Source organism: Plectonema radiosum NIES-515, from assembly GCF_025753815.1.
GTDB lineage: Bacteria > Cyanobacteriota > Cyanobacteriia > Cyanobacteriales > Nostocaceae > Hassallia > Hassallia radiosum_A.
In genome coordinates this window covers 1-26732 of the sequence record NZ_JAOWRF010000299.1, presented here as the reverse complement: position 1 = coordinate 26732, position 26732 = coordinate 1, and the positions used below count along the sequence as shown (strand labels likewise).

At 42.8% G+C, this 26732-nt stretch carries 23 protein-coding genes; 9 read left to right on the top strand and 14 right to left on the bottom strand.

Going from position 1 to position 26732, the window contains the following annotated elements; all coding sequences use genetic code 11:
• Both OGM63_RS21100 and OGM63_RS21095 read left to right on the top strand, forming a co-directional pair.
• Positions 1 to 884 (top strand): O-antigen ligase family protein (locus OGM63_RS21100; RefSeq protein ID WP_263747617.1); only part of this gene is annotated, 884 nt, incomplete at its 5' end.
• A 114-nt stretch (positions 885 to 998) separates the two neighbouring features.
• Complete coding sequence (locus OGM63_RS21095) at positions 999 to 1628, top strand: Uma2 family endonuclease (protein WP_263747616.1); 630 nt, start codon at positions 999 to 1001, stop codon at positions 1626 to 1628.
• Positions 1629 to 1773: 145 nt separating this feature from the next.
• Here the strand turns inward: OGM63_RS21095 and OGM63_RS21090 are convergent, their stop codons facing one another.
• Positions 1774 to 1962: a hypothetical protein gene (locus OGM63_RS21090; protein WP_263747615.1), complete on the bottom strand. Its 189-nt coding sequence runs from the start codon at positions 1960 to 1962 to the stop codon at positions 1774 to 1776.
• A 63-nt stretch (positions 1963 to 2025) separates the two neighbouring features.
• Between OGM63_RS21090 and OGM63_RS21085 the strand changes: the two genes are divergently transcribed.
• The 6 genes from OGM63_RS21085 (at position 2026) to OGM63_RS21060 (ending at position 9696) form a co-directional block, all read left to right on the top strand.
• Positions 2026 to 3318, top strand: a complete 1293-nt coding sequence (locus OGM63_RS21085; protein ID WP_263747614.1) for an RNA-guided endonuclease InsQ/TnpB family protein — start codon at positions 2026 to 2028, stop codon at positions 3316 to 3318.
• Positions 3319 to 3340: 22 nt separating this feature from the next.
• Positions 3341 to 3943, top strand: coding sequence for a hypothetical protein (locus tag OGM63_RS21080; protein ID WP_263747613.1), 603 nt, complete (start codon positions 3341 to 3343; stop codon positions 3941 to 3943).
• A gap of 141 nt (positions 3944 to 4084) precedes the next feature.
• Positions 4085 to 4606: a Ycf51 family protein gene (locus OGM63_RS21075; RefSeq protein WP_263747612.1), complete on the top strand. Its 522-nt coding sequence runs from the start codon at positions 4085 to 4087 to the stop codon at positions 4604 to 4606.
• Between the two features lie 650 nt (positions 4607 to 5256).
• A complete protein-coding gene (locus tag OGM63_RS21070) occupies positions 5257 to 6939 on the top strand; it encodes a GMC oxidoreductase (RefSeq protein ID WP_263747611.1) in 1683 nt (560 codons plus the stop codon).
• Between the two features lie 400 nt (positions 6940 to 7339).
• Entirely contained in the window at positions 7340 to 8488 is a 1149-nt protein-coding gene (locus tag OGM63_RS21065; protein ID WP_263747610.1) for an iron-containing alcohol dehydrogenase family protein, read from the top strand.
• Positions 8485 to 9696 carry an aspartate aminotransferase gene (locus OGM63_RS21060; protein WP_263747609.1) on the top strand — a complete coding sequence of 404 codons (1212 nt, stop codon included), beginning with the start codon at positions 8485 to 8487 and terminating at the stop codon, positions 9694 to 9696. Before OGM63_RS21065 ends, OGM63_RS21060 begins: the two co-directional genes overlap by 4 nt.
• Before the next feature lie 613 nt (positions 9697 to 10309).
• Here OGM63_RS21060 and OGM63_RS21055 read toward each other — a convergent pair.
• The 7 genes from OGM63_RS21055 to purC all read right to left on the bottom strand — a co-directional run bounded on the left by OGM63_RS21055 (position 10310) and on the right by purC (position 19732).
• Positions 10310 to 11572 carry a DNA cytosine methyltransferase gene (locus tag OGM63_RS21055; protein WP_263747619.1) on the bottom strand — a complete coding sequence of 421 codons (1263 nt, stop codon included), beginning with the start codon at positions 11570 to 11572 and terminating at the stop codon, positions 10310 to 10312.
• Between the two features lie 608 nt (positions 11573 to 12180).
• Positions 12181 to 13359: a lipid-A-disaccharide synthase gene (gene lpxB / locus OGM63_RS21050; RefSeq protein WP_263747608.1), complete on the bottom strand. Its 1179-nt coding sequence runs from the start codon at positions 13357 to 13359 to the stop codon at positions 12181 to 12183.
• A gap of 238 nt (positions 13360 to 13597) precedes the next feature.
• Complete coding sequence (gene lpxA, locus OGM63_RS21045; protein ID WP_263747607.1) at positions 13598 to 14416, bottom strand: acyl-ACP--UDP-N-acetylglucosamine O-acyltransferase; 819 nt, start codon at positions 14414 to 14416, stop codon at positions 13598 to 13600.
• 205 nt (positions 14417 to 14621) lie between these two features.
• A complete protein-coding gene (gene fabZ, locus OGM63_RS21040; protein ID WP_263747606.1) occupies positions 14622 to 15146 on the bottom strand; it encodes a 3-hydroxyacyl-ACP dehydratase FabZ in 525 nt (174 codons plus the stop codon).
• Between the two features lie 86 nt (positions 15147 to 15232).
• On the bottom strand, positions 15233 to 16105 hold the full coding sequence (lpxC, locus tag OGM63_RS21035) for a UDP-3-O-acyl-N-acetylglucosamine deacetylase (RefSeq protein ID WP_263747605.1): 873 nt from the start codon (positions 16103 to 16105) through the stop codon (positions 15233 to 15235).
• Between the two features lie 67 nt (positions 16106 to 16172).
• Positions 16173 to 18782, bottom strand: coding sequence for a BamA/TamA family outer membrane protein (locus OGM63_RS21030; RefSeq protein WP_263747604.1), 2610 nt, complete (start codon positions 18780 to 18782; stop codon positions 16173 to 16175).
• Between the two features lie 191 nt (positions 18783 to 18973).
• Positions 18974 to 19732, bottom strand: a complete 759-nt coding sequence (purC, locus tag OGM63_RS21025; RefSeq protein ID WP_263747603.1) for a phosphoribosylaminoimidazolesuccinocarboxamide synthase — start codon at positions 19730 to 19732, stop codon at positions 18974 to 18976.
• A 390-nt stretch (positions 19733 to 20122) separates the two neighbouring features.
• Here purC and OGM63_RS21020 point away from each other — a divergent pair, with 390 nt between their 5' ends.
• Positions 20123 to 20374 carry a DUF7219 family protein gene (locus OGM63_RS21020; RefSeq protein ID WP_263747602.1) on the top strand — a complete coding sequence of 84 codons (252 nt, stop codon included), beginning with the start codon at positions 20123 to 20125 and terminating at the stop codon, positions 20372 to 20374.
• 17 nt (positions 20375 to 20391) lie between these two features.
• Here OGM63_RS21020 and OGM63_RS21015 read toward each other — a convergent pair whose 3' ends face one another.
• The 6 genes from OGM63_RS21015 to OGM63_RS20990 form a co-directional block, all read right to left on the bottom strand.
• A complete protein-coding gene (locus OGM63_RS21015; RefSeq protein WP_263747601.1) occupies positions 20392 to 23187 on the bottom strand; it encodes a GAF domain-containing protein in 2796 nt (931 codons plus the stop codon).
• Positions 23188 to 23429: 242 nt separating this feature from the next.
• Entirely contained in the window at positions 23430 to 24545 is a 1116-nt protein-coding gene (locus OGM63_RS21010; protein ID WP_263747600.1) for a glycosyltransferase family 4 protein, read from the bottom strand.
• A 6-nt stretch (positions 24546 to 24551) separates the two neighbouring features.
• Entirely contained in the window at positions 24552 to 24815 is a 264-nt protein-coding gene (locus OGM63_RS21005; protein WP_263747599.1) for a DUF4291 family protein, read from the bottom strand.
• Positions 24816 to 24862: 47 nt separating this feature from the next.
• The gene (locus OGM63_RS21000) at positions 24863 to 25078 is read right to left on the bottom strand and encodes a DUF4291 family protein (protein WP_263747598.1); all 216 of its coding nucleotides are present in this window, start codon (positions 25076 to 25078) and stop codon (positions 24863 to 24865) included.
• Positions 25079 to 25098: 20 nt separating this feature from the next.
• On the bottom strand, positions 25099 to 25389 hold the full coding sequence (locus OGM63_RS20995) for a hypothetical protein (RefSeq protein ID WP_263747597.1): 291 nt from the start codon (positions 25387 to 25389) through the stop codon (positions 25099 to 25101).
• A 4-nt stretch (positions 25390 to 25393) separates the two neighbouring features.
• Positions 25394 to 26557 carry an NAD-dependent epimerase/dehydratase family protein gene (locus OGM63_RS20990; RefSeq protein ID WP_263747618.1) on the bottom strand — a complete coding sequence of 388 codons (1164 nt, stop codon included), beginning with the start codon at positions 26555 to 26557 and terminating at the stop codon, positions 25394 to 25396.
• Positions 26558 to 26732 lie beyond the last annotated feature (175 nt).

The window sequence follows — 26732 nt, the reverse complement described above, 5'->3', positions numbered from 1 at the left end:
GACAAGGGGGACAAGGGGGACAAGGGGGACAAGGGGGACAAGGGGGACAAGGGGGACAAGGGGGACAAGGGGGAAAAGGGGGAAAAGGGGGACAAGGAGGACTCCTTGGAGACACCTTGGAGACAAGGGGACAATTCTTTCTCCCCATCCCCCCCTCCTCCCCTCTCCCCTTCCTCTTCCTGACTGTGGTACTAATTGCCAACTTTGCAGCGTTGATTTTAACTAACTCGCGCAATGCTTGGGCGATCGCTATTGCTGCCTGTTTCGCTTATGCTGTTTACCTTGGTTGGCGAATTATTATCGCTTTTGTTTCTGGTGTCGTCGCTAGCGTCATGTTAGCTGCTTTTGCGCCCCAAGCGATCGCAGTTATATTTCGTCAAGTCGTTCCTGCTTTCTTTTGGGCACGGTTAAACGACCAAATGTATCCCGATAGACCAACAGCCTTAATGCGAAAAACCCAATGGCAATTTGCTTGGTCTTTGACTGAACAGCGTCCTTGGACTGGTTGGGGTTTACGCAATTTTACTGAACTCTACAAAACACATTCACAGATTCGCTTGGGTCATCCTCACAACTTGTTTGTGATGCTTTGTGCTGAAACAGGGCTTCCCATTACTTTGTTATTTTGTGGTTTACTCGGTTGGATTTTATTTGCCGGTGTCCAAGTTTTGCGAAGGTCAAAAGATATCGACCAAGAAGACAAATTGATACTTTTCAGTTACCTTCTTGTCTTGGTTGGGTGGGTGCTATTTAATACGGCAGACGTAACTTTATTTGATTTCCGATTGAATACTCTAGCTTGGTTACTGTTTTCTACTGTTTGTGGAATAGTCTATCGCTACAACCAGCTAGAAGTAAAGGAAAAGGAAAATGAACTATTTTAACCGGGAGCTACTCTATACTGTCATTCTACAAGCGATCGCGAAGACAAACCTGTAGAATGTTTAGTTAATAGGGCAGGCATCTTTCACCCAATCCCTATTGTGTAAGAGGTCACGATGATACAGACACCCACCAGTCCAGAAACCGAAACCCTATTGATTTCGTTGCCGTCTACAATCGGGTTGTACGTCACCCAGGAACAGTTTGCAGCCTTAGCAGCAGCCAACCCAGACTTGACACTGGAAAGAACCGCACAAGGAGAGTTAATTGTGAACCCACCAACAGGCTGGGAAACTGGAGAACGGAATTGGAGTATTTCTGGAGAATTGTATTTGTGGTGGCGTAATTCGGGCGAACCGGGTAAAGCTTTTGACTCTTCGACTGGCTTCATTTTACCTAATGGTGCGACTCGCTCTCCTGATGCCTCTTGGGTGAGCCGAGAACGTTGGGAAGCACTTACTCCAGAACAAAAAGGAACCTTTGCTAATATCTGTCCTGATTTTGTCGTTGAGTTACGCTCTAGCTCGGATAGCCTCAAGTCCCTGCAAGCTAAGATGAGAGAATATAAGGATAATGGTGCAAGACTTGGCTGGTTAATCGAACCGCAGCAGCGACGGGTAGAAATTTATCGACCAGAATTAGCAGTGGAAGTGTTGGAAAATCCGACTCAGTTGTCTGGTGAAGCGGTGATACCGGATTTTGTGCTGAATTTGCATCGGGTGTGGGATTTAAAATTGAGTGCGTAGTTATTTATGCCCTTTTGTAAAGAGCTAGATTATTCATAAGAAGTACGCCGAACGGCGTGGAAACCACGAGGCTTTAGACCGTGGAGGAAACGCCAACGGTGGCGAAAGTGACCGGGGGGAGTATCCCCCCGGCGCATTTCGCGTTTTAACCACCGTCAATATTCGCCGCATCGATAAGTCTATCAACAACTTCTCTTAAAGATTCTTGCCAACCATCAATTTTTCTTAACTCCTCTAGCTGACCTTCAAAGCCTTTAAAGCTAATTGGTTGTTTGGCTAATTTTCTTTTACGGGTACTAACAAATCCTAGCTGGTGGTTCTTTTTAAATGTCATGTTGACAACCGAATCGACTATTGGTAGACTAATACTAGCTGTGAAAATATGTCAAGTCAATAAATGTCTTATGGTTGTCAGCAGATTTTAATTAGTCCTAATAAGGATTTAAAAGCATTACTTGAGTTTGTTTGTAGAGAATCCAACAACCTTACTAACTGTGGGATTTACTATTCTCGACAATTCTATTTCAAAACAGGCAAATTTCCAAGTAGGCTAGACTTGATAACCGCAGTTGGGTTAAGTCAGAAAAACAAGCATTACCAAGCTTTATATTCTGACACCGCACAACAAATTTTAACAGGTGTCGCAGAGTCCTTTAAATCGTTTGTTGGACTGTTAAAGGGCATAAAAAAAGGTACTGTTACCCAAAAACCACGATTACCGGATTATCGCAAGTCAGGTGGAATGGCACTTGCTACTTTTACCGGACGTTCTATTAAATTAAAAGATGGAATGCTACGGTTTCCACTAGGCAGTTTAGTCAAAACTTGGTTTGGGGTTGATGCTTTTTACTTACCTATGCCTTCAAACCTTGACTTTAAAGCTATTCGAGAGATACGAATCTTACCAAGAAACCGTCAATTCTATGCTGAGTTTATTTACAAAACTGAGCATAGAATTGTTGAAGTTGATAAGTCCAAAGTGCTTGGAATCGACCACGGGATAGACAATTGGTTAACTTGTGTTTCTAACGCTGGCACTTCTTTTATAGTTGATGGATTGCATCTAAAAAGTTTAAACCAGTGGTACAACAAGTCAATTGCCTCTCTCAAAGAAGGGAAAGCTCAAGGCTTTTGGTCGAACCGACTTGCTTCCATTACAGAAAAGCGCAATAGGCAAATGCGGGATGCAGTAAATAAAGCCGCAAGAATCGTGATTAACCACTGCATAGAAAACAAGATTGGCTCAATTGTTTTTGGGTGGAATAGTGGACAGAAACATAGTTCATACATGGGCAAAAAAAATAACCAAAAGTTTGTTCAAATCCCGACAGCTAAACTCAAAGACCGTATTGCTCAACTGTGCGAACAACACGGAATTGATTTTATTGAAACTGAAGAATCCTATACCTCTAAAACCTCGTTTTTAGATAGTGATGTTCTACCTAAATTTGGTGCCAAACCCTTATGGTGGAAAAGTAGTGGTACTCGCATTACTAGAGGTCAATTTCAAACCTCAACTGGGATCAAAATAAATGCAGACTGCAATGGGGCTGCCAACATAATTAAAAAAGTAGCTGCGATATTTAAGTTTGACTTAAGTGGAGTAGGTAGAGGGATTTTAAGTGCCCCTAAGAAAGTTTTTCTATGGACTATAAAGAAATCCCCGCGTCTTCAGACCGGGGAAGCTTAAACTCTCTAATAATTATAAATCTATGCCTTATAGTAAATTCACTCTGAGTAAAGCTGTAGAGGATTTCCAACTCACAATCGTTGAAGGGAGTCGTTTCCTGCCAGAAATTCCCTCACTCACCCCTACCACTTTGCTAGTGGATATTCTTAAAGAAACGATTCCTTGGGCGATCGCAGTGAGTACCGAGAAAGCCCGTTCTGAGGGCATCATCAATCCCGTGTTACTAGAAGTGAAACGCCAACTCAAAGGACAGATTAGCGTTTTCTCTGGTGAGGAATTCAATGTCGAACCGGAGGCTGAACTCACTGGCTATGTTGACTTTCTCATTAGTCGTTCCCCAGAACAGCTATTTATCAAAGCCCCTGCGGTGATTCTGGTGGAAGCAAAAAAGGAAGACCTGAAACCAGCGCTAGGTCAATGCCTCGCCGAAATGGTTGCAGCTCAACGCTTTAACCAGCAAAAGCAACAGCCGATCTCGACGATTTACGGAACAGTAACCAGTGGTACGGTTTGGCGGTTTCTGAAGTTGGAAGGGCAATGCGCGTCCATTGACCTTACAGATTACCCTCTCCCTCCAGTTGAGCAAATTTTGGGTTTTCTCGTTTGGATGACGCAGCAGGGGTGATGTTGAAGATATAAGAGTAGGAAAACATCGTAGAAACATTCTTTTAGTATAAAAAGTAATTTTTAAAGTTGGAGTGACAATGGCTATAGGTAGAATGAGTTATCAGTAACAAAAAACAAGATACTTAAATAGCCAACTGTTATGTTCACAACCGCTGATTTTCTTCAGTACACTCAATGGTCAGGAATTGCTAGCTTGGTTTTTGCTGCGATCGCAATCCTGGGTTTTATTTTGAAATGGGGCATCCGCTTTCGGCTGGTGGGTGCGACTGGCTTTATGCTGGTGATGACGACTGGTTTATTTGCACTCTCCTTGGGACCTTTGAGTCGCACGGTGATTCCGGGTGCAGTGAAGTATTCTCTAGTTTATGATAATGGGTCTACACAAGCGGTGATTGCTATACCACCGAGCATCACTCCAGAGGAATTAGAAGCTACTCTACGTCAAGCAGCTAGCAATTTATATTCTTACGGACGCTCAAGTTCACGGGGAGATAACCAAATGATCATTCGATCGCGTACTATTATCCACCCAGAACCTGGGGTTTCTGTGCCACTATACTTGGGTGAGGTCAAGCGATCGCTTACTTCTCGTGAAAACTCAGAAATCGCGATTGAAATTTACCCAGAAAAATTCGCGCTACTGCCAAAACCAACCGCTTAATTGCCTAACTGGGTGATTGCAAAATTCCCGACTTCGCAGAAGTTGTCGGGAATCTGACTAAATATAAAGCTTTAGTATATCTTTAAATATTTTATCCTGTTTTATCCTTCTTTTTATAGATAAGCTGAATTATTAGCTCTGGAGTTTATCTAAAGTTACTAAATCTATCGCTGTGCTCAATTGTATGTAGTACATAATGCCAAGGCTTTCTCTTCTGGTTCGTAAACAGCCTGGGTGTATTGGACATATGGTGAAAATGAACTGTGCGTTACCCGAAACCTTTGTAGAGACGTAGCACTGCTACGTCTCTACATCTTTTCCAACAGATGTCTATTGCACTCAATTGATAACTACATTTCTCAACTTAACAAGTATCTTCGTTGTTTGTAGAGATACTTGCATCTTTTTGCATCGATTCAACTACCTCATTGCTCTTTATATATAGACGTCAAAAAAATGTAGAGACGTAGCACTGCTACGTCTCTAGAGGTTCTGGATAACGCATATTTAAATTCAGTCGATGTCTTTTGCTTTGCAGCATTTCATGCCAAAAAATTGTTTTTTCCATGAAAAATATTTGTAAAAATATTTTTGAATCTTTGCAACAAATAACTAGATAACAGTGGAAAAAATTAGGAATATTAAAAACCATGCTTATTGATAGTCGTAATTTACCGACAGATGAAGTCATTCAAACTGAAGTTTGTATTGTCGGTGCAGGTCCAGCCGGAATTACCTTGGCACGAGAATTTATTGGGCAAGATTTTCGAGTTTGTCTATTAGAAAGTGGTGACTTGGAATTTAATCAAGAAACACAGTCTCTTTGTGAAGGTGAAACTATTGCTGATAATTTTCCCGAACTACATGAAATGCGTCAGCGTCAATATGGTGGACTAGCTAATGCTTGGGGTATTGAAATATATAACAAGCAAATTGGTCTGAGACATATGCCTTTAGACGAAATAGACTTTGAAAAACGCGATTGGTTGCCCTATAGTGGATGGTGTTTTAATAAATCTCATCTTAATCCTTTCTACGAACGCGCTCAAGCTGTTTGCAAGCTGGGAAATTTTGCCTATGAGGCTGAAGCTTGGGAGGATAATAAATCTCCTCGGCTACCCTTTAATAATGAACGTGTAACTACTAGCATGTTTCAGTTTGGGACTCGCGATATTTTTCTCAATGAATATCGCGATAAAATCAATCTTTCGGCTAATATCACAACTTATCTCAATGCAAATGTAGTAGAAATTGAAACTGAGGAAACAGCTAAGACCGTAACTCGTTTAAAAGTGGCTTCTTTGGAAGGAAATAAATTTTGGGTTACAGCAAAAGTATTTATCTTAGCGACTGGTGGGATTGAAAATGCCCGGTTGTTATTACTATCAAACCAGACGCAAAAAAATGGCTTAGGTAATGAAAACGATTTAGTGGGCAGATTCTTTATGGATCATCCCTTAATTCGTTCGGGTACGATTGTCCCTAATAATCCCAAAATCTTCAATTCGACAGCTTTATACGATTTACGCTTGGTAAACAATGTCCCTGTAATGGGAAAAATTACCTTAGCTCAAGAAGTGATGCGTCAAGAAAAATTACTCAATATGAGTGCATTGCTTTTTCCCAGACATAACAAATTTACAACGTCGATTTTTCCGACACATAACGAATTTAGAACGGCAGGAAAAGCTTCTTTAAAAATCTTGCTTGCGGCAACTCGACGCGGAGAAATACCTCAAGATATTCCTAAACATTTAGCAAATGTAATTAAAGACTTTGATAGTCTTTTTCTTCAATGGTATAAGCGTCACTTTCTTCATCAACTGACGTTTTCTAATTTAAGTCAGGGTGGATGGTCGTACAAAAAAAATAAAGATAAGAAGTTTACAATGTTTGAAGTGGTGAGTCAAACTGAACAAGCTCCTCATCCTGATAACCGGGTAATGCTTAGTAGTAAACTCGATCGGCTTGGTTGTGCAAAAGCCCAGTTAAATTGGCGTTGGACTGAAACTGATATTAATAGTATAAAGACTTCCCAAGCAATTTTAGCAGATGAGTTTGCTCGCGCCGGATTAGGCGAATTCCAGATTGCATCGGATGGAGAACTTCCCCAAGTTCTATCTATCAGCACGCATCATCATATGGGGACAACACGGATGCATGACGATCGCAAACAGGGTGTTGTCGATGCAAATTGTCAAGTTCACGGTGTCTCGAATTTATTTTTAGCCGGGAGTTCGGTTTTCCCTACTGGCGGCTTTGCTAATCCTACCCTGACGATTGTCGCTTTGGCTGTGCGGCTGGCGGATTATGTGAAAAGTCGCTGTTTTTAGTTCCCGACGAATAGAATTCGCGGCTAGACAAACGAAGTCCACCTTCGTGGACTAAAGGAAAATTAAGGATTTGAAACCCACGTAGGTGGGTTTTGTTTTGTGAAAAGTCGCTGTTTTTAGTTCCCGACGAATAGAATTCGCGGCTAGACAAACGAAGTCCACCTGCGTGGACTAAAGGAAAATTAAGGATTTGAAACCCACGTAGGTGGGTTTTGTTTGTGTAGCTGCGACTTCAGTCGTCAGGTGCAAAATAAAGGAAAATTTAAGCTTTGAAACCTGCGTAGGGTTTTCTTCGTATAGCCTGATCCTTCGCGGGCGTGCAGGTGCAAAATATAAGTTAAATAATATCAAACTTTTTTTGGCAAACTAGAATATATGCCTAATCATTTTTTATCCTACTTTGTCTACTCAAACTTCTAATTCATTATTTACTCTGACGATCGCACCAGCAAAAGTCATCCGTGGTGCGGGTGCGTTGACGAATTGCGGTGAAGCGATCGCTCGAAAAGGAAATCGTCCACTCATTTTGGGAGGCGATCGCACTCTCGCGATTACCGAAACTCACCTGCAACCGATTTTACAGCAATTGCAGGTTGCTCAAGCATCTTACGGTGCAGATTGCTGTGAAGCTAGTCTGTCATTATTAAAGCAAAAGGCTACATTACATCAAGCTGATGTCATTATCGGTGTTGGTGGTGGTAAAGCACTGGATACAGCTAAATTAGTCGCTCATCAATTACAGTTGCCTGTGGTAACAATTCCTACCTCAGCCGCAACTTGTGCAGCTTGGACTGCCCTTTCAAATGTATACTCTGAAAGTGGTGCGTTTTTATATGATGTGACGCTTTCTCAGTGTCCCGATTTATTGATACTCGATTATGACTTAATTGAAACTGCCCCACAACGAACTTTGGTTGCGGGAATTGGGGATGCGATCGCTAAATGGTACGAAGCCTCTGTTAGCAGCGGACACTCAGAACAAACCTTAATTATATCCGCAGTCCAACAAGCACGAGTTTTGCGAGATATTTTGTTTCAAAAGTCAGCCGCTGCCCTCCAAACCCCAGGAAGCGACATTTGGCGAGAAGTTGTAGACGCTACCGTTTTACTCGCTGGGGTAATTGGTGGAATTGGTGGGGCACAATGTCGTACTGTTGCGGCACATGCAGTGCATAATGGTTTAACCCACATTTGCAAACACGACAGTATTCACGGCGAAAAGGTCGCTTACGGTATCTTGGTGCAACTACGCTTAGAAGAAATGGTACAGGGATCGCAGCTAGCAGCAGCGGCAAGGCAACAGTTGTTGAAGTTTTATACTGAGATTGGGTTGCCGCAAAAGTTGAGCGATTTAGGATTGGGTAACATCACCTTAAGTGAGTTGCAAACAGCGGCAGAAATTGCTACTTCGCCCAATTCTGACATCCATCGACTACCATTTAAAGTGGCGTTGGAACAGTTGATGGCAGCGATGGTTTCCACCACTGCACCAATAGATACTACAGCTTTGCGGGTATTAATAAGGGGAATTGACGAGGTTCAGGAATGAGTTTGGATTGGATTGTCCCGGCAGAACGTATACAAAAACTACCACCTTACGTATTTGCACGGTTAGATGAACTGAAAGCGAAAGCGCGGGAACAAGGATTAGATTTGATTGATTTGGGGATGGGAAACCCCGATGGAGCAACACCGCAGCCAGTTGTGGAAGCGGCGATCGCTGCTTTGCAAAATCCTGCCAATCACGGTTATCCACCGTTTGAAGGCACTGCGAGCTTTCGCACCAGCATCACTAATTGGTATCATCGTCGCTATGGTGTGACTCTTGACCCTGATAGCGAAGCTTTGCCGCTACTTGGTTCTAAAGAGGGATTGACACATTTAGCGATCGCCTATATAAATCCGGGTGATTTAGTTTTGGTTCCTTCTCCCGCTTATCCCGCACATTTTCGCGGACCTGCGATCGCTGGAGGCAAAATCCACAGCTTAATTCTCAAACCAGAAAACGACTGGTTAATTGATTTAGGAGCAATTCCCGATGACGTTGCCCAAAGCGCGAAAATGCTCTACTTCAATTATCCCAGCAATCCCACCGCTGCCACTGCCCCCCGCGAATTCTTTGAAGAAATCGTCGCCTTCGCCCGCAAACATGAAATCATCTTGGTACACGATTTATGTTATGCTGAGTTAGCTTTTGATGGCTATCAACCCACAAGTTTGTTAGAAATCCCCGGCGCTAAAGAAATCGGCGTAGAGTTTCACACTCTTTCTAAAACTTATAATATGGCAGGTTGGCGCGTCGGTTTTGTGGTAGGAAATCGCCATATAATTCAAGGTTTGCGGACTTTGAAAACCAATCTTGATTACGGCATTTTTGCCGCATTGCAAACTGCCGCCGAAACCGCTTTACAACTGCCTGATGTATACTTGCATGAAGTCCAGCAACGCTATCGTACCCGTCGCGACTTTTTGATTCAAGAGTTAGGAAAGTTGGGTTGGGATGTTCCCAAAACCAAAGCGACGATGTATTTGTGGGTTCCGTGTCCCCCAGGTATGGGTTCAACAGATTTTGCCATGAACGTCTTGCAGCAAACTGGTGTGGTAGTGACACCAGGTAACGCTTTTGGGATTGCTGGTGAAGGATACGTGCGGATCAGCTTGATTGCTGATTGCGATCGCTTGGGTGAAGCGATGCGACGCTTCACCCAAGCTGGTATTCGCTATCAACCAGAAGCCGTTGTCTCTGGTTCGCTCTAGTAGATTGCAGATGAAGGCTGATATGTGCTAACGCACCAATCGAACCGGACGATCGGCATTTTCAGCATCCAATTGAGTACCCAACGCTTCACCAATCTCACGATCAATCCGGCAGCGCTTAACTGATCGTTGTATTATAGCGTTTCCTAACCTGCTGAGGTAGAAATTTATCTGCGTCCATTTTTTGTTTATCTGTCTTCCGAAGCGGTTAATTCAATATTCCATACCTCATGAATGTGGGAATTGCTATATACAGCACCCACCGCTTTAATCGAATACACGTAGAGACGTAGCACATGCAACCTAATTTTTTTAATACACGTAAAGACGTAGCACATGCAACCTAATTCGTTTAATACACGTAGAGACGTAGCACATGCAACCTAATTCTTTTAATACACGTAGAGACGTAGCACTGCTACGTCTCTACAAGGTTTGGGGTTTTATATATGTACGAACTTAGGAGTGAAATCTGCTATATATTCCAATACGGTTCAGTTAAGGATTTTTGGTACTAATTTTTGACCTGTAGAGACGCGAAATTTCGCGTCTCTACACTCCTATTTTGGGCTTAACTGAACCGTATTGCTATATATTCTTTCTTTGCTCACCTTTAACTTCTCTTTCTTGGCTCTATAATATGTCGATTAACACTGTAATAGTTGGCAGCTTTAGACATATCAAAAATCAGTAATTTTTCGTTTCCTAAATCTTGTATAACTCCTAGTTTAATTGGTTTTATATCAATAACTTTAATAATTTCTGACGCCACTGCCTTAGCTAATAATGGTGGAACAGAATTTCCTATTTGTCGAAATCCATGCCATTTTGTTATATGAAATCTAAACCAGTCTGGATAAGAATGTAAACGTGCAGCTTCACGTACAGTTATACACCTTGGGGTAAATGGGTGAATCGGTCTAGGAGAAGTATAAGCTCCTCTATTACTAGGGGTTCCAGCTCTCAGCGTATTGCATATTCCTTCCGGATGGAGTTTATAGAAACGACTTATTGGTTCTGTTTTGCCGCATGGAGTAGACTCAAATCTATGACGTGATTCTAAATTATGCTTTGTTCTTAAACTTGAGGTAAGCATTCTCGGATCATATTTACGCTCATAGGAATAGTCTTTATCTGTAGAGGAAAGACCACGAAGTTGTCTACCATAATTACTTGGTTTACCAAAATCTGCTTCTTTCACCCAATCTTTTTCAGATAGCTCTATGTAATTTTCTACTTCAGGTAGGTCTTGAAGTGCATCCCAAACTGTAGGGGTTAACGAAAGAAGGCTATTTAAACTTGCTTTATTTGATTTTGGAGGTCTAGTAATAGCTTGTGGATAATTTGGTAATTCAAAATCATGACGACAACCTAGCAAAAATAATCGTTCACGATTCTGTGGCACCCCGTATTCAGCAGCATTTAAGATTTTGTAATCTTGACGAACTTTGTAACCGTTGTTTTCAAATTGATTAATGATGATTGAAATAAACTCTTTATGCTTTCCCAGAGTCATTCCTTTGACATTTTCTAAAACAAAAAAATTTGGCTGTAATTCTAAAACCAACCGGATATAATTATGTATTAAAGAGTTCCGAGGATCGTCAAAAACACGTTTACCTATCAATGAAAAACCTTGACATGGAGGTCCACCAAACACCACATCTATTTCTCTATCACCAATAGAGGATCTACTTCTAATTTCTGTTGCTGTAGTATCAACGACACTTGTACATAAAATACTCCAAAAAGGAAAATTAAATTCATGTGTAGCGCAATGAATTGGATCAATTTCAATAGATGCAAGTACGTCAAAGCCTGCTTGCTCAAAACCAAGAGACATCCCCCCAGCACCAGCAAATAAATCAACAGCGATAGGTCTTTTTTTTTATGACTGTGAATCATATTTGCAATTCTTAAGCTTGAAAGTATTACCTGAATCTGACAAAGCCATATTGGCAATCAATATAATATCATGTCCAACAAATCACATATACTGTAAAGACGTTCCACCGGAACGTCTCTACCAGGGTTGCCGGAACGTCTCTACCAGGGTTGCCGGAACGTCTCTACCAGGGTTGCCGGAACGTCTCTACTAGGGTTGCCGGAACGTCTCTACCAGGGTTGCCGGAACGTCTCTACCAGGGTTGCCGGAACGTCTCTACTAGGGTTGCCAGAACGTCTCTACTAGGGTTGCCGGAACGTCTCTACCAGGGTTGCTATGTTTTTATTAATGTTAACTAGGTCGGCGTTAATAAACCGAACTATGTAAACAAACGTAAACGTCTGTGATTCCTTCGTAGTCAGCGCTTTAGCGCTAAAGCGCTCACTACAAACCTTTAATTTTTCACGCCGACTTTGTTAATTAAACGGACATCATATAATTATCTCATATCTTTATTTTTTGGCTTGTGATTGAATTAAAAATGCAAAGAGACGCGATTTAAAGCGTCTCTACCTGAAATTATTGACTCGATCGCACTCTCAAATCACCAACATCGCACGATGAGGAACCAGTTGTAAAATTTCACAAGCTGCGCGATCGCATACTCCTACTTCTCCCAAATGTTGCCGCACTTCTCGATAATCAGCCAAAGTTTGCTCTTTTCGGCTGGGATTAAGCAGTAATTCCATTGCAGCTTGAGTCAGATTTTCTGACGTTGCTCGCTCTTGTAAAAACTCTGGTACAACTTCTCTCATCACCACTAAATTAGTTGGTGATGCGAAGGGTATAGAACCTTTAAGAATATTACGGGCAATCCAAGTCGTCAGTGGATGCAGTCGATAAGCAACAACCTGCGGCACATTTAGCAGGGAAAGTTCTAAATTGACTGTACCAGATTTAGTGATTGCCAAATCCGCAGCTGCCATAATTTCTTGTTGCTGACCAGATACTACAGTTGCCCGCAAATGATAACGCTGTATTGCTTTCTCTATAAAATCTCGGTATATTTCCAGAGATAAAGGAATCCAGAAATGAACTTCGGGTAACTTAGCTTGAATATTTTGAGCAGCTTGAAAAATTACTGGTAAGAGATATTTTAGTTCTTGGCGACGAGAAGCGGGTAAAAGAGCGATCGCTACCTGTTCTGCTGCAATCCCCAACTGACCACGAGCAACTTCACGACTGGGAGCGTTTTCCATTCGGTCAACTAAAGGATGTCCTACCCAGCTAACTTTAGCGCCATTTTCTTGGTAGTAACGAGCTTCCTCTGAGAAGATTGCCAAAAGTTTATCTGTAAAGCTGACAATTCGGGAAGTATTACTTAAACTCACCGACCAAACCCATTCTTGGGGTGCAATGTAATAGACCACAGGAATTTGTGGCATATGCTTTTGCAGATAAGTGCCAATGCCCAGATTGGGTGTCATGTAGTCAATTAATACTACCAAATCTGGTGGATTTTCTTTCAGGTGAGCGATCGCCTTTCGTTGCACCTGGATAGTTGGCAAAACATAAGGCAACGATTCAAAAAGACCCATTGAGCCAATACTACTAGTATTACCCAACAGATGGGCGCCAGCTGCCGCCATTTTTTCGCCACCCAGCGCCACAATCTCTAATTCTAACCCAGCCGCAACGACTTGACGTTGAAGTGCTGCAATCAGCAACGCTCCTTGCAAATCGCCAGACACTTCACCGGTGCTGATAAATATTCGCATTATATAAACTTAGGAGTAAAAAGTTAGGAGTGAGGAGTTAGGAGTTAGGAGTGAGGAGTTAGGAGTTAGGAGTTAGGAATGAGGAGTTAGGAGTTAGGAATGAGGAGTTAGGAGTGAGGAATTAAATGTTAAATTTAATACCATTTACTCAGATAATGCTTTCAAAAAGCCTGCGCCGACAGGCTTTGATAATTGATATAATTCCTAACTTCTAACTCCGCTCCTCCTAACTCCAGATTCAAGATTCATCACTGACCGCTGCTTTGCCCTTTCCAGGAATCAAGCCGCGTCTTCCTGGCATTTGAGATAATAGCAGAAAGCGGCGCAGATACTGCAACTGTTCTGTATCTCCCAGCAGTTCCAACTGTTCCAAAGCGTCTTTAAAAGTTAACTCAGAACGGTAGAGAAAGCGGAAGGCTTTTTTGAGGATTTGCAAGTCAGCAGAACTCATTCCAGAGCGTTTGAGTCCTACAAGGTTGAGGGTTCGTATCCGTGATGGATTCCCCTCCACCATCATATATGGTGGCACATCGCGGTCAATACGGGTCATCCCGCCGACCATTGCTAAAGCGCCGATATGGACAAATTGATGGACACCTAAAACGCCGCTCAGTCGAGCGCAGGAGTCAATATGGACGTGACCAGCCAAAGCCACAGAGTTAGCAATAATTGTCGAATCGGCAATGATGCAGTTATGACCTACATGGACGTAAGCCATTAACAAGTTACCATTGCCAATGATAGTTGCTTCACCAGCGCCTGTGGCTCGGTTAATGGTGACATATTCCCGAATTTGGTTATTGTCGCCAATTTTAACCCAACTAGGTTCGCCAGCGTATTTTAGATCCTGGGGTTCCATGCCAATGCAGGCGCCTGGAAAAATGTGATTTCTTGCCCCAATTTCCGTGAGTCCGTCGAGGACAACATGAGGGCTAATAATAGTTTCCGGACCTACTTTGACTTGCCCTCCAATAACCGCATACGCACCGATTTGCACGCTCGAGTGGATTTGCGCGTTAGGATGAATTACAGCAGTTGGATGAATAAGAGTTTTCAAGGGTGCATCTCCAGAATAGTCTTGAGTGCTGAATGTTTAGGTATTGTGTGAGTGAGAGAATCGGCGATCGCAAGTTATGTGTGAGGGCGTTTTAAATCTAGAAATTAAACAATGCGGTTGTGGCAAGTTTTATTTACTGCTATTCTTCTTCAAGAATCAGTAATGGGCACCTCACGGTGGTGCCAATACCACAAAAGCGGACTTTTTAATTAGCAAGTGAAAACATCAGTTCGCCTTCGGCAGCGAGCTGACCGTCTACCTCGGCACGAGCCTGCATCTTACCGAAACGACGTTGTTTTACCCACAACAGTTCCACGGTCATTACTAGTTGATCGCCTGGTACTACTTGGCGGCGAAACCGGACTTTATCTATACCTGCAAATAAGAAAAGTCCGCCCTCTAACTCTGGGAGTTGAGTTAAAACGATACCGCCGACTTGTGCCATAGCTTCAACAATTAGCACTCCCGGCATAATCGGATTACCGGGAAAATGTCCTTGAAACTGGGGTTCATTAAAGGTAACGTTTTTTATACCAACAGCGCGTTTTTCTGGTACGTAGTCGATAATTCGGTCTACAAGTGAAAAAGGATAGCGATGAGGTAACAGCTTCTGAATTTCTTCTATTGTAAAAATCGTTTTTGTCTCAGATGTACTTGTTTCATTTGTTTGAGATTTGGTAGATGCAGAATCGGGATTGGTAACTGTGTTAACTTCGGTGAGAATTGACATTGGCACGCTCGGTTAATTTCACTGTTTTGGCTTGATTCGTAGGTGCCGGTTTTAACTTTACCAGGATTTAGGTTTTTAGCTTTTGACTAACCGCCAACCGCTGACAATTCTAAAATCCTCTGGGCAAGTTGAATATGTAAATTGTGGCTGGCTTTGTACGCCAAGAAATGAGCACTAGGTAATAAATTTCCTAGTAAACTTAAATCTCCTACTAAATCCAAGATTTTATGACGTACTGGCTCATTTGCATATCTTAATGGTGGATTTAACCAACCTTCGGGTCCGCAAACGAGGGCATTATCCAAGCTTCCGCCTTTAATTAACCCTGATTTTTGCAGATATTCAATTTGATGTAATAAACCAAAAGTACGGGCAGGGGCAATTTCCGCAGCAAAGGCAACTGATGCATTTGCCTTCTTTGAGCCTTGTGACCAACTGTACCATTGATTACCGATCGCCGACAGGTCGAAGTCAATCCCGTAGGTAAAACGAATTTCTGACGCTGGGATAGCACAAACAAAAGCATCGTCAAGACGAACCCAAATTGGTTCGGTTATCACCAAAGGAATTTCCTCGTTAGTCAAAGTTTGTGAGACTAAACCAACTTGGGCGATCGCTTGTGTCCAAATTTGCGCTGAACCGTCCAAAAGAGGCACTTCCGCCCCATCAATCTCAATTCTGGCGTTATCTACCCCCATTGCACACAGAGCCGCCAATAAATGCTCTACAGTGCGAACGCACGCCACCCCTTTACCCAACTGAGTCGAAAGCAGAGTCTCATTCACTGCCGCAACTTGTGCCTTAATTATCGGTAACTCCGGCAAATCCACCCGCACAAAGTAGCGTCCACTACCCGCATTTTCTGGTAGTATCCGTACCTGAGTTTTCTCACCGCTATGCAGTCCGACTCCTGTTTGGGTGATTGTCGCAGCGATTGTGTGTTGTTGCATATAGTCCATTAGTCTACAATCCATTAGTCCACAGTCAATGGTCAAATCACTTTGACTACTATTGACTATTGACTCCTTAAAATCTTTCCCCAATACCAAAATTGATTCGGCTGTCACCATCGTCGTTGATACCGTAGTCAACGCGAATCGGTCCTAGTGGGGACTGCACGCGCACCCCAAGACCGTAGCCATAGCCTGTACCACCTTTGTTGAGTAACTCAGCTGCCCTAGTACCGCTTCCCAAGTCACTACCGACATCAAAAAATAGTGCACCACTGACTACGGAAAAAACAGGGAAGCGATATTCAAGTGATGCTTGCACATAACTGCGTCCACTACCTAATAGTCCTTCTTCATAACCCCGGACGGAGTTGCTACCACCAAGGGTAAAGGCTTCGTAAGGAGGTAAGTCACCGAAAACGGTTCCCCCTTGAATGTTGAAAGCGAGGGTTTGTGCTCCTTTGTTAAAGTTAGTCAACTTGACGGGGACATATTGGCTGTAGCTACCCCGTAATCTAGTGAGGAAAATGCTGCCTAATCCCACTGGCACTGATTGATCGATCCCCACGCGGAGAAAAGAACCTTTGGTAGGTTGCAAGGCGTTATTGCGGCGATCGCGTGCGGCTCCTAATTGCAATAGCAGCAAGTCGTCTCTACCTTCCCCTGATTGACTTAGTTGTAATCGATCGTTTGGGTTAGTACTATTCTCGATTCGTCCTAACCTTCTGATGTTGCCATCGGCATCAGTGAGGGAAACTCTTTGATATTGGAAACCAGCTGAAGCTGTCCATTCGGAATTTGTGAAGGGATTACCGGACAAGGGACGAGTAAAGGTGACACCACCACCGGTACGGACAACACGTGGGCGATCGCCATTGGGGAACGTGCCATCTTGTCTTTGCGTTCCCAGAGTCTGAATATTGTTATCTTTGCCATCAAAAATCAACGAAATCGACCGACGACGGAAAATATTCGCTGTGTAGGAAGTGCGGTTAGGATCGCCGGCAATCCACGGGTCTGTAAACCGCAAATCAAACAGTAATTCTCTCTGTCCTACTTGTACCTCCGCACCTAGTTTTTGGTTTCTTCCCCCTAAATTTTGCTGCTGATAGCTGATAGTACCAAACAGCCCACTGGCAGAACTAATCCCCGCACCGGCTCCGATGGAACCACTATTGCGTTCAGCCACATTCACTACTACATCCACCTTGCTAGGGTCAGTACCTGGGTCAAGGGAAACATTTATATCTTCAAATAGTCCTAGTCCAAATACCCTTTGCAGGTCTTTTTGTATTGTGTTCCGGTTAAAAATTTGTCCGGGTTTCAATTCCAATTCTCGCTTGATGATATAATCGCGCGTTCGACCCCGGATTGGTCGTCCTTTATCGTCTGTATCTTGACCGTCTTTATTGCGGAATCTAACACGAATATTTTCTACCACCCCTTCTGCTACTTGCAGGGTGACAACTCCGTTTTCTGCTACTTGCGGAGCACCCACTACGTTAGCTAATACATAACCTTGGTCTTGATAGCGCTTGGTTAAAGTCTTGATGCCTTCCTGCAAGGTACGCAAGTTGAGAATGCCACCATATTGCTCTTTGAAGATTTCATCAACAGCGTTTGTAGGCAATACGGACGGGACATTTGTGCCAGGATTTGCCTGAATTTGAACTTTAGTTAAGACCGGGTTGGGCTGCACTACGAAGCTGACACGCACGCCTAATGGCGTATCTTCTGGTACTGCTTGAACGTTGGAAAAGTAACCAGTACCAAAGATGGCATTGATATCTTGCTGTAGTTGCGATCGCGTTGTTGTCCTTCCTGGTTGTGTACGAATCGCTCGGTAAACTTGATTTTCTAGTTCCGGTAATAGTTGTTGCCCTGTCTGAGTTTTAACCGATACCTCTGATACTAAAACGCGGGCTTCTGTCGCTTCTGGGGGGGTCGCGTTTTCTTGATTTTGTTCGGGTGCTGGCTGATTTAATTGTTGATTTTGTCCTGGTGCTGGCTGATTTAATTGTTGATTTTGTCCTGGTGCTGGCTGATTTTGTTGTTGATTTTGTTCGGGTGCTGACTGATTTAATTGTTGATTTTGTTCGGGTGCTGGCTGATTTTGTTGTTGATTTTGTCCTGGTGCTGGCTGATTTTGTTCGGGTGCTGGCTGATTTAATTGTTGATTTAATTGTTGTTGATTTTGTCCTGGTGCTGGCTGATTGAATTGTTGATTTTGCTGTTGTTGGTTTTCTTCAGGTGTTGGCTGATTAGGATTCAGTGTTGGTGGAGTCTGGGAAGGAGCTTGTTGTTGATTCTCAGGTGAGGGAATATCCGGAACTGTATTTGAACCGGGAATATTTTGGTTTGACGGCGGATTTTGTGCCGTGATTGGTGCTGTGACGCTTGGTATTATGACTACTGACTTCTTTGCCGGAAAGACGGCAACAACACCTGGCTGCTTTTTGAGGTTTTCCAGATTCACATTCGAGATGGAACGAGGTTCTACTCTTAAGGCTGCTGCACCTTGAACGTTTGCACTTTGATTTAACAGTTGCGAGTCTTGATTTGTCGTTGGTTGCAAAACGACTGGTTTCTGTTTTGAGCTATTAGGGGTTTGTGCATTTGCACTCAAAGAGCTGCCCAAAGGGGCTGCAATTGTCAACGCTGCCACCAGCACGGGAGATAAACGCATTTTATTCACATTCCTCTTCACATCCACACAAATAACGAAAAGCAATCTTACTTTACTAAAGAGGGGGAAAGGGGAGGCAGTGCGTTGCACAGGTTAAGAGCGCTATCTGCAACTGCCGTGAAAGGGAAAGGGGGAAAATGTTATACATCTATTTAAATGATTCTTTATTTTCATTCCCTTTCCTCCTCTTATTATTCCCTTTCCCGTTTCCCCTTTTCCCTTTCTCCCTCATCTTTCAGCACTCGTTGCAAAACCTCCTGGTACGCATTTTCTACATTCCCTAAGTCTCGGCGGAAGCGGTCTTTGTCCATTACTCGGCGGTTGGGGTCGTTTTCGGCTTGATCCCACAAACGGCAGGTGTCGGGGCTAATTTCATCTGCTAGGAGCAATTGCTGTTGTGAGTCAACACCAAATTCTAGTTTGAAGTCTACTAGTGTAATTCCACACCGCTCCCAAAAGCCACGGAGAAACTCGTTGATTTGCAATGCTAGATGGGTTATTGTCTCAACTTGTTCCGGAGTTGCGAGTTCTAATAGACGCAGGCGATCGCTTGTCAACAAAGGATCTCCTAATTCATCACTCTTGTAATAAAACTCTACCAAAGGCTCTTTCAGAACCCTTCCTAGTGCCAATCCTGTTTGCTGACACAGACTGCCGGCAGCAATGTTTCTCACCACTACTTCTAAAGGCACAATTTTAACTGCCTTTACCCGCATTTGATTTGGCTTTGGGCTGTCAATAAAGTGAGTTTTGATGCCTTGCGTTTCCAACTCTTGAAATAATTTAGCGGAGATGCTACAATTAATGGCACCTTTACCCAAAATACTACCACGCTTTTGAGCGTTAAAGGCAGTGGCATCATCTTTGAAATCAGCTAACAAAACTTCCGGATCTTCCGTTGAATAGAGAATTTTTGCTTTGCCTTCGTATATCTTGGAATTAACACTCATGATGGCAGGTAAAGTTTTTTAGGCGATCGGCAGCTTTGATGCTTTCGAGCCTAACCATTTTATCTTTAGTTATTAGTCATTAACTGGAGACAAATGACAAACAGCGAAAGAAAATTTTCCCCAAGTCAATCGTCAGCCGAGTCTAGGGTATATTTTTTGACGTTTATAATAGTATTTTTACATCAAATTTAGTAGTGAAAAAATTCATTTACACAATACCACAGAGAAGTTGGTAGTTTAAAGTTAAGTTAATTACAATCAGCATTTAAATTAATGATTAAATAAATATAGTCGGTAAGTATTGATTGTAGTGACTCGTTCTTTGCTGCTATTAAGTTGCAGAGCTTGGAGTGCAAGGGGTGTAATCAATGGAGATAACAATATAACAATATGAATAAAGACGATTTTCTCTATCCTCGTGGTCGTTATTACGGTCAGGTAAAGCCAGAAAACTTAGTTTTTAATGCGAATTTACAGGAATTTGCTCAGAAAATCAGCTACATTTGCAACTTAGAAACAGGTGGAAAACTACCCCCAGAAGAAGCATATGAGCAAATCAAGGGTCTTTGGAAAGAGTTGAAACACACGAAAAAACAACTCAGAATTGGTGAACACCCGTTTCAGGATGATGAGGGGGAGTAGGACAAGAATATTGACTCTCACTTTGCAAGCATCGTCCAGACTCCATCCCAGGAATTTTGGGGAGGTATTTGTTGGTAATTACGAGCGCGTTTTAGATGGATATTAACAGCTTGGTCTGTGGGTCGGATGCGTTTTGCGGCTTCAAAACAGGCGATCGCTTCTTGAAAATGGCGCGATAAATAAGCGGCGCGTCCGGCATGGTAATGTGATAAAAATTCGTGGGTGGTGTTGTCTAGGGGAGTAGAGCGATCGCCGATTAACTCATAAATATTCACCGCTTGATGTTTACCCTTAACTCGAATTTTGTCTAACTCGCGTACCCAGATGCGATGGCTACACAATTCGTAAGTGAACTCACTCAAAATAATATCGCAGCCATATTCTTTAGTTACTCCTTCCAAGCGCGAACTTAAATTCACGCCGTCGCCAATTACTGTATAATCCATTCGTTTCTGGGAACCAATATTACCCGAAACCACTTCCCCAGAACTAATACCAATCCCAATATAAATTTCTGGTTGCGCTTGAATAATCCGCCGTTGGTTAAATTCCCCTAATCGTTCTCGCATATCCAACGCCGATTGTATCGCCTTCCAAGCGTGGTTTTCCACTAACGTTAGCGGCGCACCAAACACTGCCATTAAAGCATCCCCAATAAACTTATCTAAAGTCCCTTCATGGTTAAAAACTGCTTCCACCATCGTTTCAAAATACTGATTTAGCAGCGAAACTACCTCAGCTGCACCGAGATTTTCTGTTAATGTGGTGTAGCCTCGAATATCAGAAAACAAAATGGTGACTTCCTTGCGCTCACCTACCATTAAAGCATCTTCTCCCAGTGCCATAACTTGCTCTGCCACATGGGGTGTCAGGTAACGGTACATTGTAGTTTTCATCCGTTTTTCCTGACTGATGTCTTCTAGCACCACCAAACCACCCCGCACCCCCCCTTCTGGGTTTGTTAGAGGGTTAACAGTGAGATTAGTACTGCGCTCTATTTTTTTTACACCAGCAGAATTTAATAACTCAGATTGGGGAGTAAGCAATTGATTCCAGGGGATAAATATATCTGGGTTAGTGCGATCGCCTACTGCCAGAATATAAATGTCATCCGTATTAATTTCTTTACTCTCGTACAGACGTTCCTCAGGAACCTCTCTACCTAACTCCTCACTTTTGTACAGACGTTCCTCAGGAACCTCTCTGCCTAACTCCTCACTTTTGTACAGACGTTCCTCAGGAACCTCTCTACCTAACTCCTCACTTTTGTACAGACGTTCCACCGGAACGTCTCTACCTCTACCTAACTCCTCACTTTTGTACAGACGTTCCTCAGGAACCTCTCTACCTAACTCCTCACTTTGAACTTTATACAGTCCCACTATCAAACTTTGCTCTGGTACATAATGTTTTGCGCCAGTTTTTAAACTATCCTCCAACCGCATTTGTAAATTGTCAATCGGCACAACCTCCCAAACCAGCCGATTAATCAATTTTTGTTCCCATAAAACCTTGTTATTTTTGGTATTAACTTCTCCCAAAGGACAACCAAGTAACTCTAAAGCAGCATCATTAATTGTGACAATACGACCTTGCATATCTGTGGAAATTACCGCATCAGATAGACTTTGTAAAATGTCTTTTTGATATTGTTTTTCTAACAGCACACTTTCAAATAAACGAGCATTTTCCAGCGCAATTCCTGCTTGGATATTAAATGCTCTCATAAACTCTTCATCAGAGGAAGTAAAACTGCCTTGCTGCTTATTAATTAACTGCGTCACGCCAATTAATTCATTAGCAGAATTAAACACTGGTAAACAGAGAATATTTTGAGTTATATAACCAGTTTTTCTATCTGTAGTTGGGTCAAAGCGCGGGTCTTTGTAAGCATCCGAAATATTTAAAGCTTGACCAGTAGACGCCACATAACCGACAATGCCACGATTAGCAGGTATGCGGATTTCCACCATAGTTGAGCGATCGGCTACCTCTACCTTCGTCCAAAGTTCACCCATTTCTTTGCGATGCAAAAACAGCGTGCTGCGGTCTGCTTGCATTAAAATCCTGGCTTGCTCCATTACTATTTGTAAAGTCGCTTCTAAATCGAGACTCTGCCCTAATGTTTGAGTAGCCCGCAAAAGTGCTGTTGCACCTCTTTGATTGCGAGCTGCTACATAAAAAGATTGGCAACTTTCTAAGATAATACCAATAGAAGAAGCAAAATCTCGAAAACAGACTTCATCATCATAATTAAAAGGAATATTTCCCGCTTTATTTGCTAGTTGTACTACTGCTACAATCTGATTTTTGCTACTGACAACTGGCATACATAAAATATTGCGGATTTTGTAGCCCATTTGTTTTTCTAATTCTGGGCTAAATAAAGGGTGAGTAGAGGCTTGAGATATGTTTAAATATTCACCCGTACTGGCAACATGACCGGGAATGCCTACTGTGAGTGGAGTGCGAATTTCTAAAGGTTTTTGGCTGTTATCTTGGGCAATTTTTGACCACAATTGATTTTTATCATGGTCAACCAAAAAAATTGTAGTATGTTCAGCTTGGAGAATTTGACCAATTTTCAGCGTAATTGCCTCTAGTACCTTCTCCAGCATTGTTTCTAGGGCTTCATTATTAATTAGTTCAATTGCCCTAAGAAATTGCTGAAATTCTGCGGTAATAAAATCTAGTAAACAAACAAATTCGTTGACAGAAAGGTCTTTGACACGACGCAGTAGAGCGTGGGTGCGATTAACTTGAGTAAGTTCAGTTAATGTAGCCAGGACGCTACCAGGGCTAGGAAGTGTCATGATTGGGGAATTGTGAAGGGGAATGGGGAATCGGAGTTAGAGTTAGGAGTTTGGAGTTTGGAGTTTGGAGTTTGGAGTTTGGAGTTTGGAGTTAGGAGTTTGGAGTTAGGAGTTTGGAGTTTGGAGTTTGGAGTTTGGAGTTAGGAGTTTGGAGTTTGGAGTTTGGAGTTTGTAACTCCTCACTCCTCACTCCTCAGTTCTAACTTTTATTAATTACCAAATGTTATGCAGCTTTGGGATATTCAGAGTAGAGCACATGTATGATAGTAATCTTGTAGCTGGCGTGTGGCAGATGCCCAGCCCCAAAGTTCGGCTTCTCGTCGAGCATTTTGACGGATGATTTCTCGTTCTTGTTTCTGTTCTAGAAGGCGAACAGTAGCGGTTATGGCACTTTGGATATCAGCTTCTGGCTCAAAAAGATACCCGTTTACCCCATCTGTAACAATATCAGGAATTCCGCCCGAACGAGCTGCTACCACCGGACACCCGGCAGCCATTGCCTCTAATAATACTAATCCTAACGTTTCTGTCCGGGAAGGAAAAATAAAAGCATCGGCACTAGCAAAAGCAGAGCCTAAATCTCTGCCGGTCAGATAACCGACAAAATTAGTGTTTGTCCCAGCAAAGTGTTTTTCGAGTGCTTGACGGTGGGGACCATCTCCCACCAATGCCAAACGCGCTGCGGGAATTGCTTCTAATATTGGTTTGATGCGCTCAATTTCTTTTTCAGCACCAAGACGTCCGACGTATAGTAGCAGGTGGCTTTCTGGGTGATTTTGCGATAAACGCGATCGCATGTCCTTACTGGCTAAATCTGGATGAAATAATTCTGTATCTACTCCTCTTTGCCACAAATTCACCCTTTCTATACCGTGTGTCGTCAGTTCATCCATCATCACTGTAGAGGTACACAAATTCAACGCGGCTTGATTATGCCCCGCTTTCAGCAATTCCCATAAAAAACCTTCTAACATTCCCAAGCCGTAATGATGAAGATACTGCGGCAAGTGGGTATGATAAGACGCTACTAGGGGAATATTATGTAATTTGCTATGAAATATCCCCGCCAATCCTAAAACTGCCGGATTCACTACATGAATAACATGCGGCTGAAACTTTTCCAGTTCGTAGCCAATTGCTGGGCGAGGAAGTGCCATTTTTAACTCTGGATACAGAGGCAGCGGAAAGCCAGTCACGCCGTATACTTTTGCTCCTTTATATTCAGTAATTCCACCCTCAGGGGCAATCACTAGCACAGAGTCGCCGTTGCGCTGTAAATGGTCTATGGTGTGACTTAAGCGTGTCACAATCCCATCAACCTTGGGCAAAAAGGTTTCGGTGAATAAGGCAATTCTCATAAACTACTATTCAGTAAAGGCGGATAATCCCAGCTTTTGTTGTATTTCGGTATCACTCACAGAGTAAACTGTTTCGCGGGGCGCAATCAATTCCCCACAGTCACTTTTAATCTTTTGCCGTTGCTGGTGGACAAATTCGGAAATATCCTCAATCTTCACAATCCAATTTTTGGTGTAATTAGCTAAAATTTGACCCCGTAACCCTAGCTGAATAGCTCGTCTTTCTAATTTTGCCCCAGATGGGTGATGATCATTTTTCACATTAGACATAGCAATGGAAGTTAATACCCTTGTAGAGACGTAGCATTGCTACGTCTCTACATCTTTTGGGGAGATGTAAGATAGCAAACGAACTTGCGATCAAGTTGAAATTCTCCCCCAAAATAATTATGAGTGGCGGCAAAATGACCAATTTCCGGACGATAAGCTTGATAAACAACTATTGAATGGTCGTCATATTGTGCTATAATATGCCGACCAGTTTTAGGCAACCGATCTACTTGAGTTAAATAGGGTTCTGTTACCAGTTGCATGTCAGGTTTCCCCATTCAAATTAAGATGTTTTGTTAGGCAAGGTGCAAATGCCATGAATGCCAATAGCGACAATAACCCCACCTAACAAAACTCCGACACCTTCAGCAAAGCAATTTATTCTGTGTCTGTTTTCTGCAGCTTCAGCAATTAGTAAGTCATTCACCGTCGAAGATGAAGACTTAGCTATTTGCTGATAATGCTTGTAGCTAGCATCTAGCACTACCCATTCGGGAATTAGGTAGTAGACGCTGATAGCGCTAGCTGCCGTACCTGGTAGTATGACCAACAACCAGAGAATAAGCGATCGCATTGCTTCATCCTTTGCTGTTGCGATGCCAAGAGACTTTCGGCATAATTTGCTTGTTGTCAACTCGCTTTTGGTACTTGACGGCAAAGTTTAACAGAGAATCAAGTAGAGAATCTGAGAGATAGTGGGGTTGTAAACCCAAATCTAACAGTTTGGTGTTTTTAGCGTTGAAGTAATGTTCTTCTTTTTCGACTCTGGGATTATCGATGTGATTGATTTCCACATTTAATCCCATCGCGTTTCCAGCTTTTTTCACCATTGTTGCCAAGTCACCGACACTAAATAGTTCGGTAAATTGGTTGAATACACGGAATTCTCCTGGTTGTGCGGGGTTAGCGATCGCTAATTCCACGCATCGCACTGTATCGCGAATGTCTAAAAAGCCGCGAGTTTGTCCACCTTTGCCATAAACAGTCAAAGGATGTGCGATCGCTGCTTGAATACAAAAGCGATTTAATGCAGTACCAAACACTCCATCATAATCCAGGCGATTAATCAACATTTCGTCCATCCCGGTTTCTTCGGTTAAGACGCCGTAAACTACACCTTGATTTAAATCTGTTGCCCTTAAGCCCCAAATTCTACAAGCAAAATGTATGTTATGGCTATCATGGACTTTGCTTAAGTGGTACATTGAACCGGGCTGTTTGGGATAGGGCAAAGTATCTTTACGCCCGTTGTGTTCAATCGTAATGTACCCTTCCTCTATGTCGATGTTGGGTGTACCGTATTCACCCATCGTTCCCAACTTTACCAGATGACAGTCTGGGAAATCCTCCCGCATCGCGTACAGCAAATTCAAAGTGCCGACTACGTTATTCACCTGTGTGACAACTGCGTGTTCGCGGTCAATCATGGAAAACGGAGCCGATCGCTGTTCGCCAAAATGTACAATTGCCTCAGGCTGAAATTTGTGCAGCGCTTTGTTCAGAAATTCATAATTGGTGATATCCCCAACGAATAAGTCGATGGATTTACCAGTTAAATCATGCCAGCGCTGAATCCGATGTTGAATTGGTGCGATTGGTGTTAAAGTTTCCACACCCAATTCATTATCCCAGTGCCGCCGCACCAAACTATCTAAAATCCCAACTTCATAACCTCGATTGGAAAGGTAAAGTGCGGTTGCCCAACCACAATAGCCATCACCACCAATAACCAGGACTTTCATCTTCAACCAGTTTTTTACTCGCTGATAGCTAAATCTACCAGGTTTGTGTCCCCTCTCGCACAGAATCATCGGGGAAGTGGGGAGAGGGAGAGGGGGGGATGGGGGGATGGGGAGAAAGAAGACTTATTCTCCCTTGTCTCCCTTGTCTCCCTTGTCTCCCTTGTCTCCCTTATCC

Bases quoted from the DNA above. Each gene is read 5' to 3' on its own strand.
- OGM63_RS21015 (WP_263747601.1), bottom strand. From the start codon at position 23,187: ATGACACTTCCTAGCCCTGGTAGCGTCCTGGCTACATTAACTGAACTT.
- OGM63_RS21090 (WP_263747615.1), bottom strand. From the start codon at position 1,962: ATGACATTTAAAAAGAACCACCAGCTAGGATTTGTTAGTACCCGTAAA.
- OGM63_RS21000 (WP_263747598.1), bottom strand. From the start codon at position 25,078: ATGCAACTGGTAACAGAACCCTATTTAACTCAAGTAGATCGGTTGCCT.
- lpxB (WP_263747608.1), bottom strand. From the start codon at position 13,359: ATGCGAATATTTATCAGCACCGGTGAAGTGTCTGGCGATTTGCAAGGA.
- purC (WP_263747603.1), bottom strand. From the start codon at position 19,732: ATGAGTGTTAATTCCAAGATATACGAAGGCAAAGCAAAAATTCTCTAT.
- OGM63_RS21005 (WP_263747599.1), bottom strand. From the start codon at position 24,815: ATGTCTAATGTGAAAAATGATCATCACCCATCTGGGGCAAAATTAGAA.
- OGM63_RS21070 (WP_263747611.1), top strand. From the start codon at position 5,257: ATGCTTATTGATAGTCGTAATTTACCGACAGATGAAGTCATTCAAACT.
- OGM63_RS20990 (WP_263747618.1), bottom strand. From the start codon at position 26,557: ATGAAAGTCCTGGTTATTGGTGGTGATGGCTATTGTGGTTGGGCAACC.
- OGM63_RS21020 (WP_263747602.1), top strand. From the start codon at position 20,123: ATGAATAAAGACGATTTTCTCTATCCTCGTGGTCGTTATTACGGTCAG.
- OGM63_RS20995 (WP_263747597.1), bottom strand. From the start codon at position 25,389: ATGCGATCGCTTATTCTCTGGTTGTTGGTCATACTACCAGGTACGGCA.
- OGM63_RS21030 (WP_263747604.1), bottom strand. From the start codon at position 18,782: ATGCGTTTATCTCCCGTGCTGGTGGCAGCGTTGACAATTGCAGCCCCT.
- OGM63_RS21080 (WP_263747613.1), top strand. From the start codon at position 3,341: ATGCCTTATAGTAAATTCACTCTGAGTAAAGCTGTAGAGGATTTCCAA.
- OGM63_RS21075 (WP_263747612.1), top strand. From the start codon at position 4,085: ATGTTCACAACCGCTGATTTTCTTCAGTACACTCAATGGTCAGGAATT.
- OGM63_RS21010 (WP_263747600.1), bottom strand. From the start codon at position 24,545: ATGAGAATTGCCTTATTCACCGAAACCTTTTTGCCCAAGGTTGATGGG.
- fabZ (WP_263747606.1), bottom strand. From the start codon at position 15,146: ATGTCAATTCTCACCGAAGTTAACACAGTTACCAATCCCGATTCTGCA.
- OGM63_RS21095 (WP_263747616.1), top strand. From the start codon at position 999: ATGATACAGACACCCACCAGTCCAGAAACCGAAACCCTATTGATTTCG.
- OGM63_RS21085 (WP_263747614.1), top strand. From the start codon at position 2,026: ATGTCTTATGGTTGTCAGCAGATTTTAATTAGTCCTAATAAGGATTTA.
- OGM63_RS21060 (WP_263747609.1), top strand. From the start codon at position 8,485: ATGAGTTTGGATTGGATTGTCCCGGCAGAACGTATACAAAAACTACCA.
- lpxC (WP_263747605.1), bottom strand. From the start codon at position 16,105: ATGGACTATATGCAACAACACACAATCGCTGCGACAATCACCCAAACA.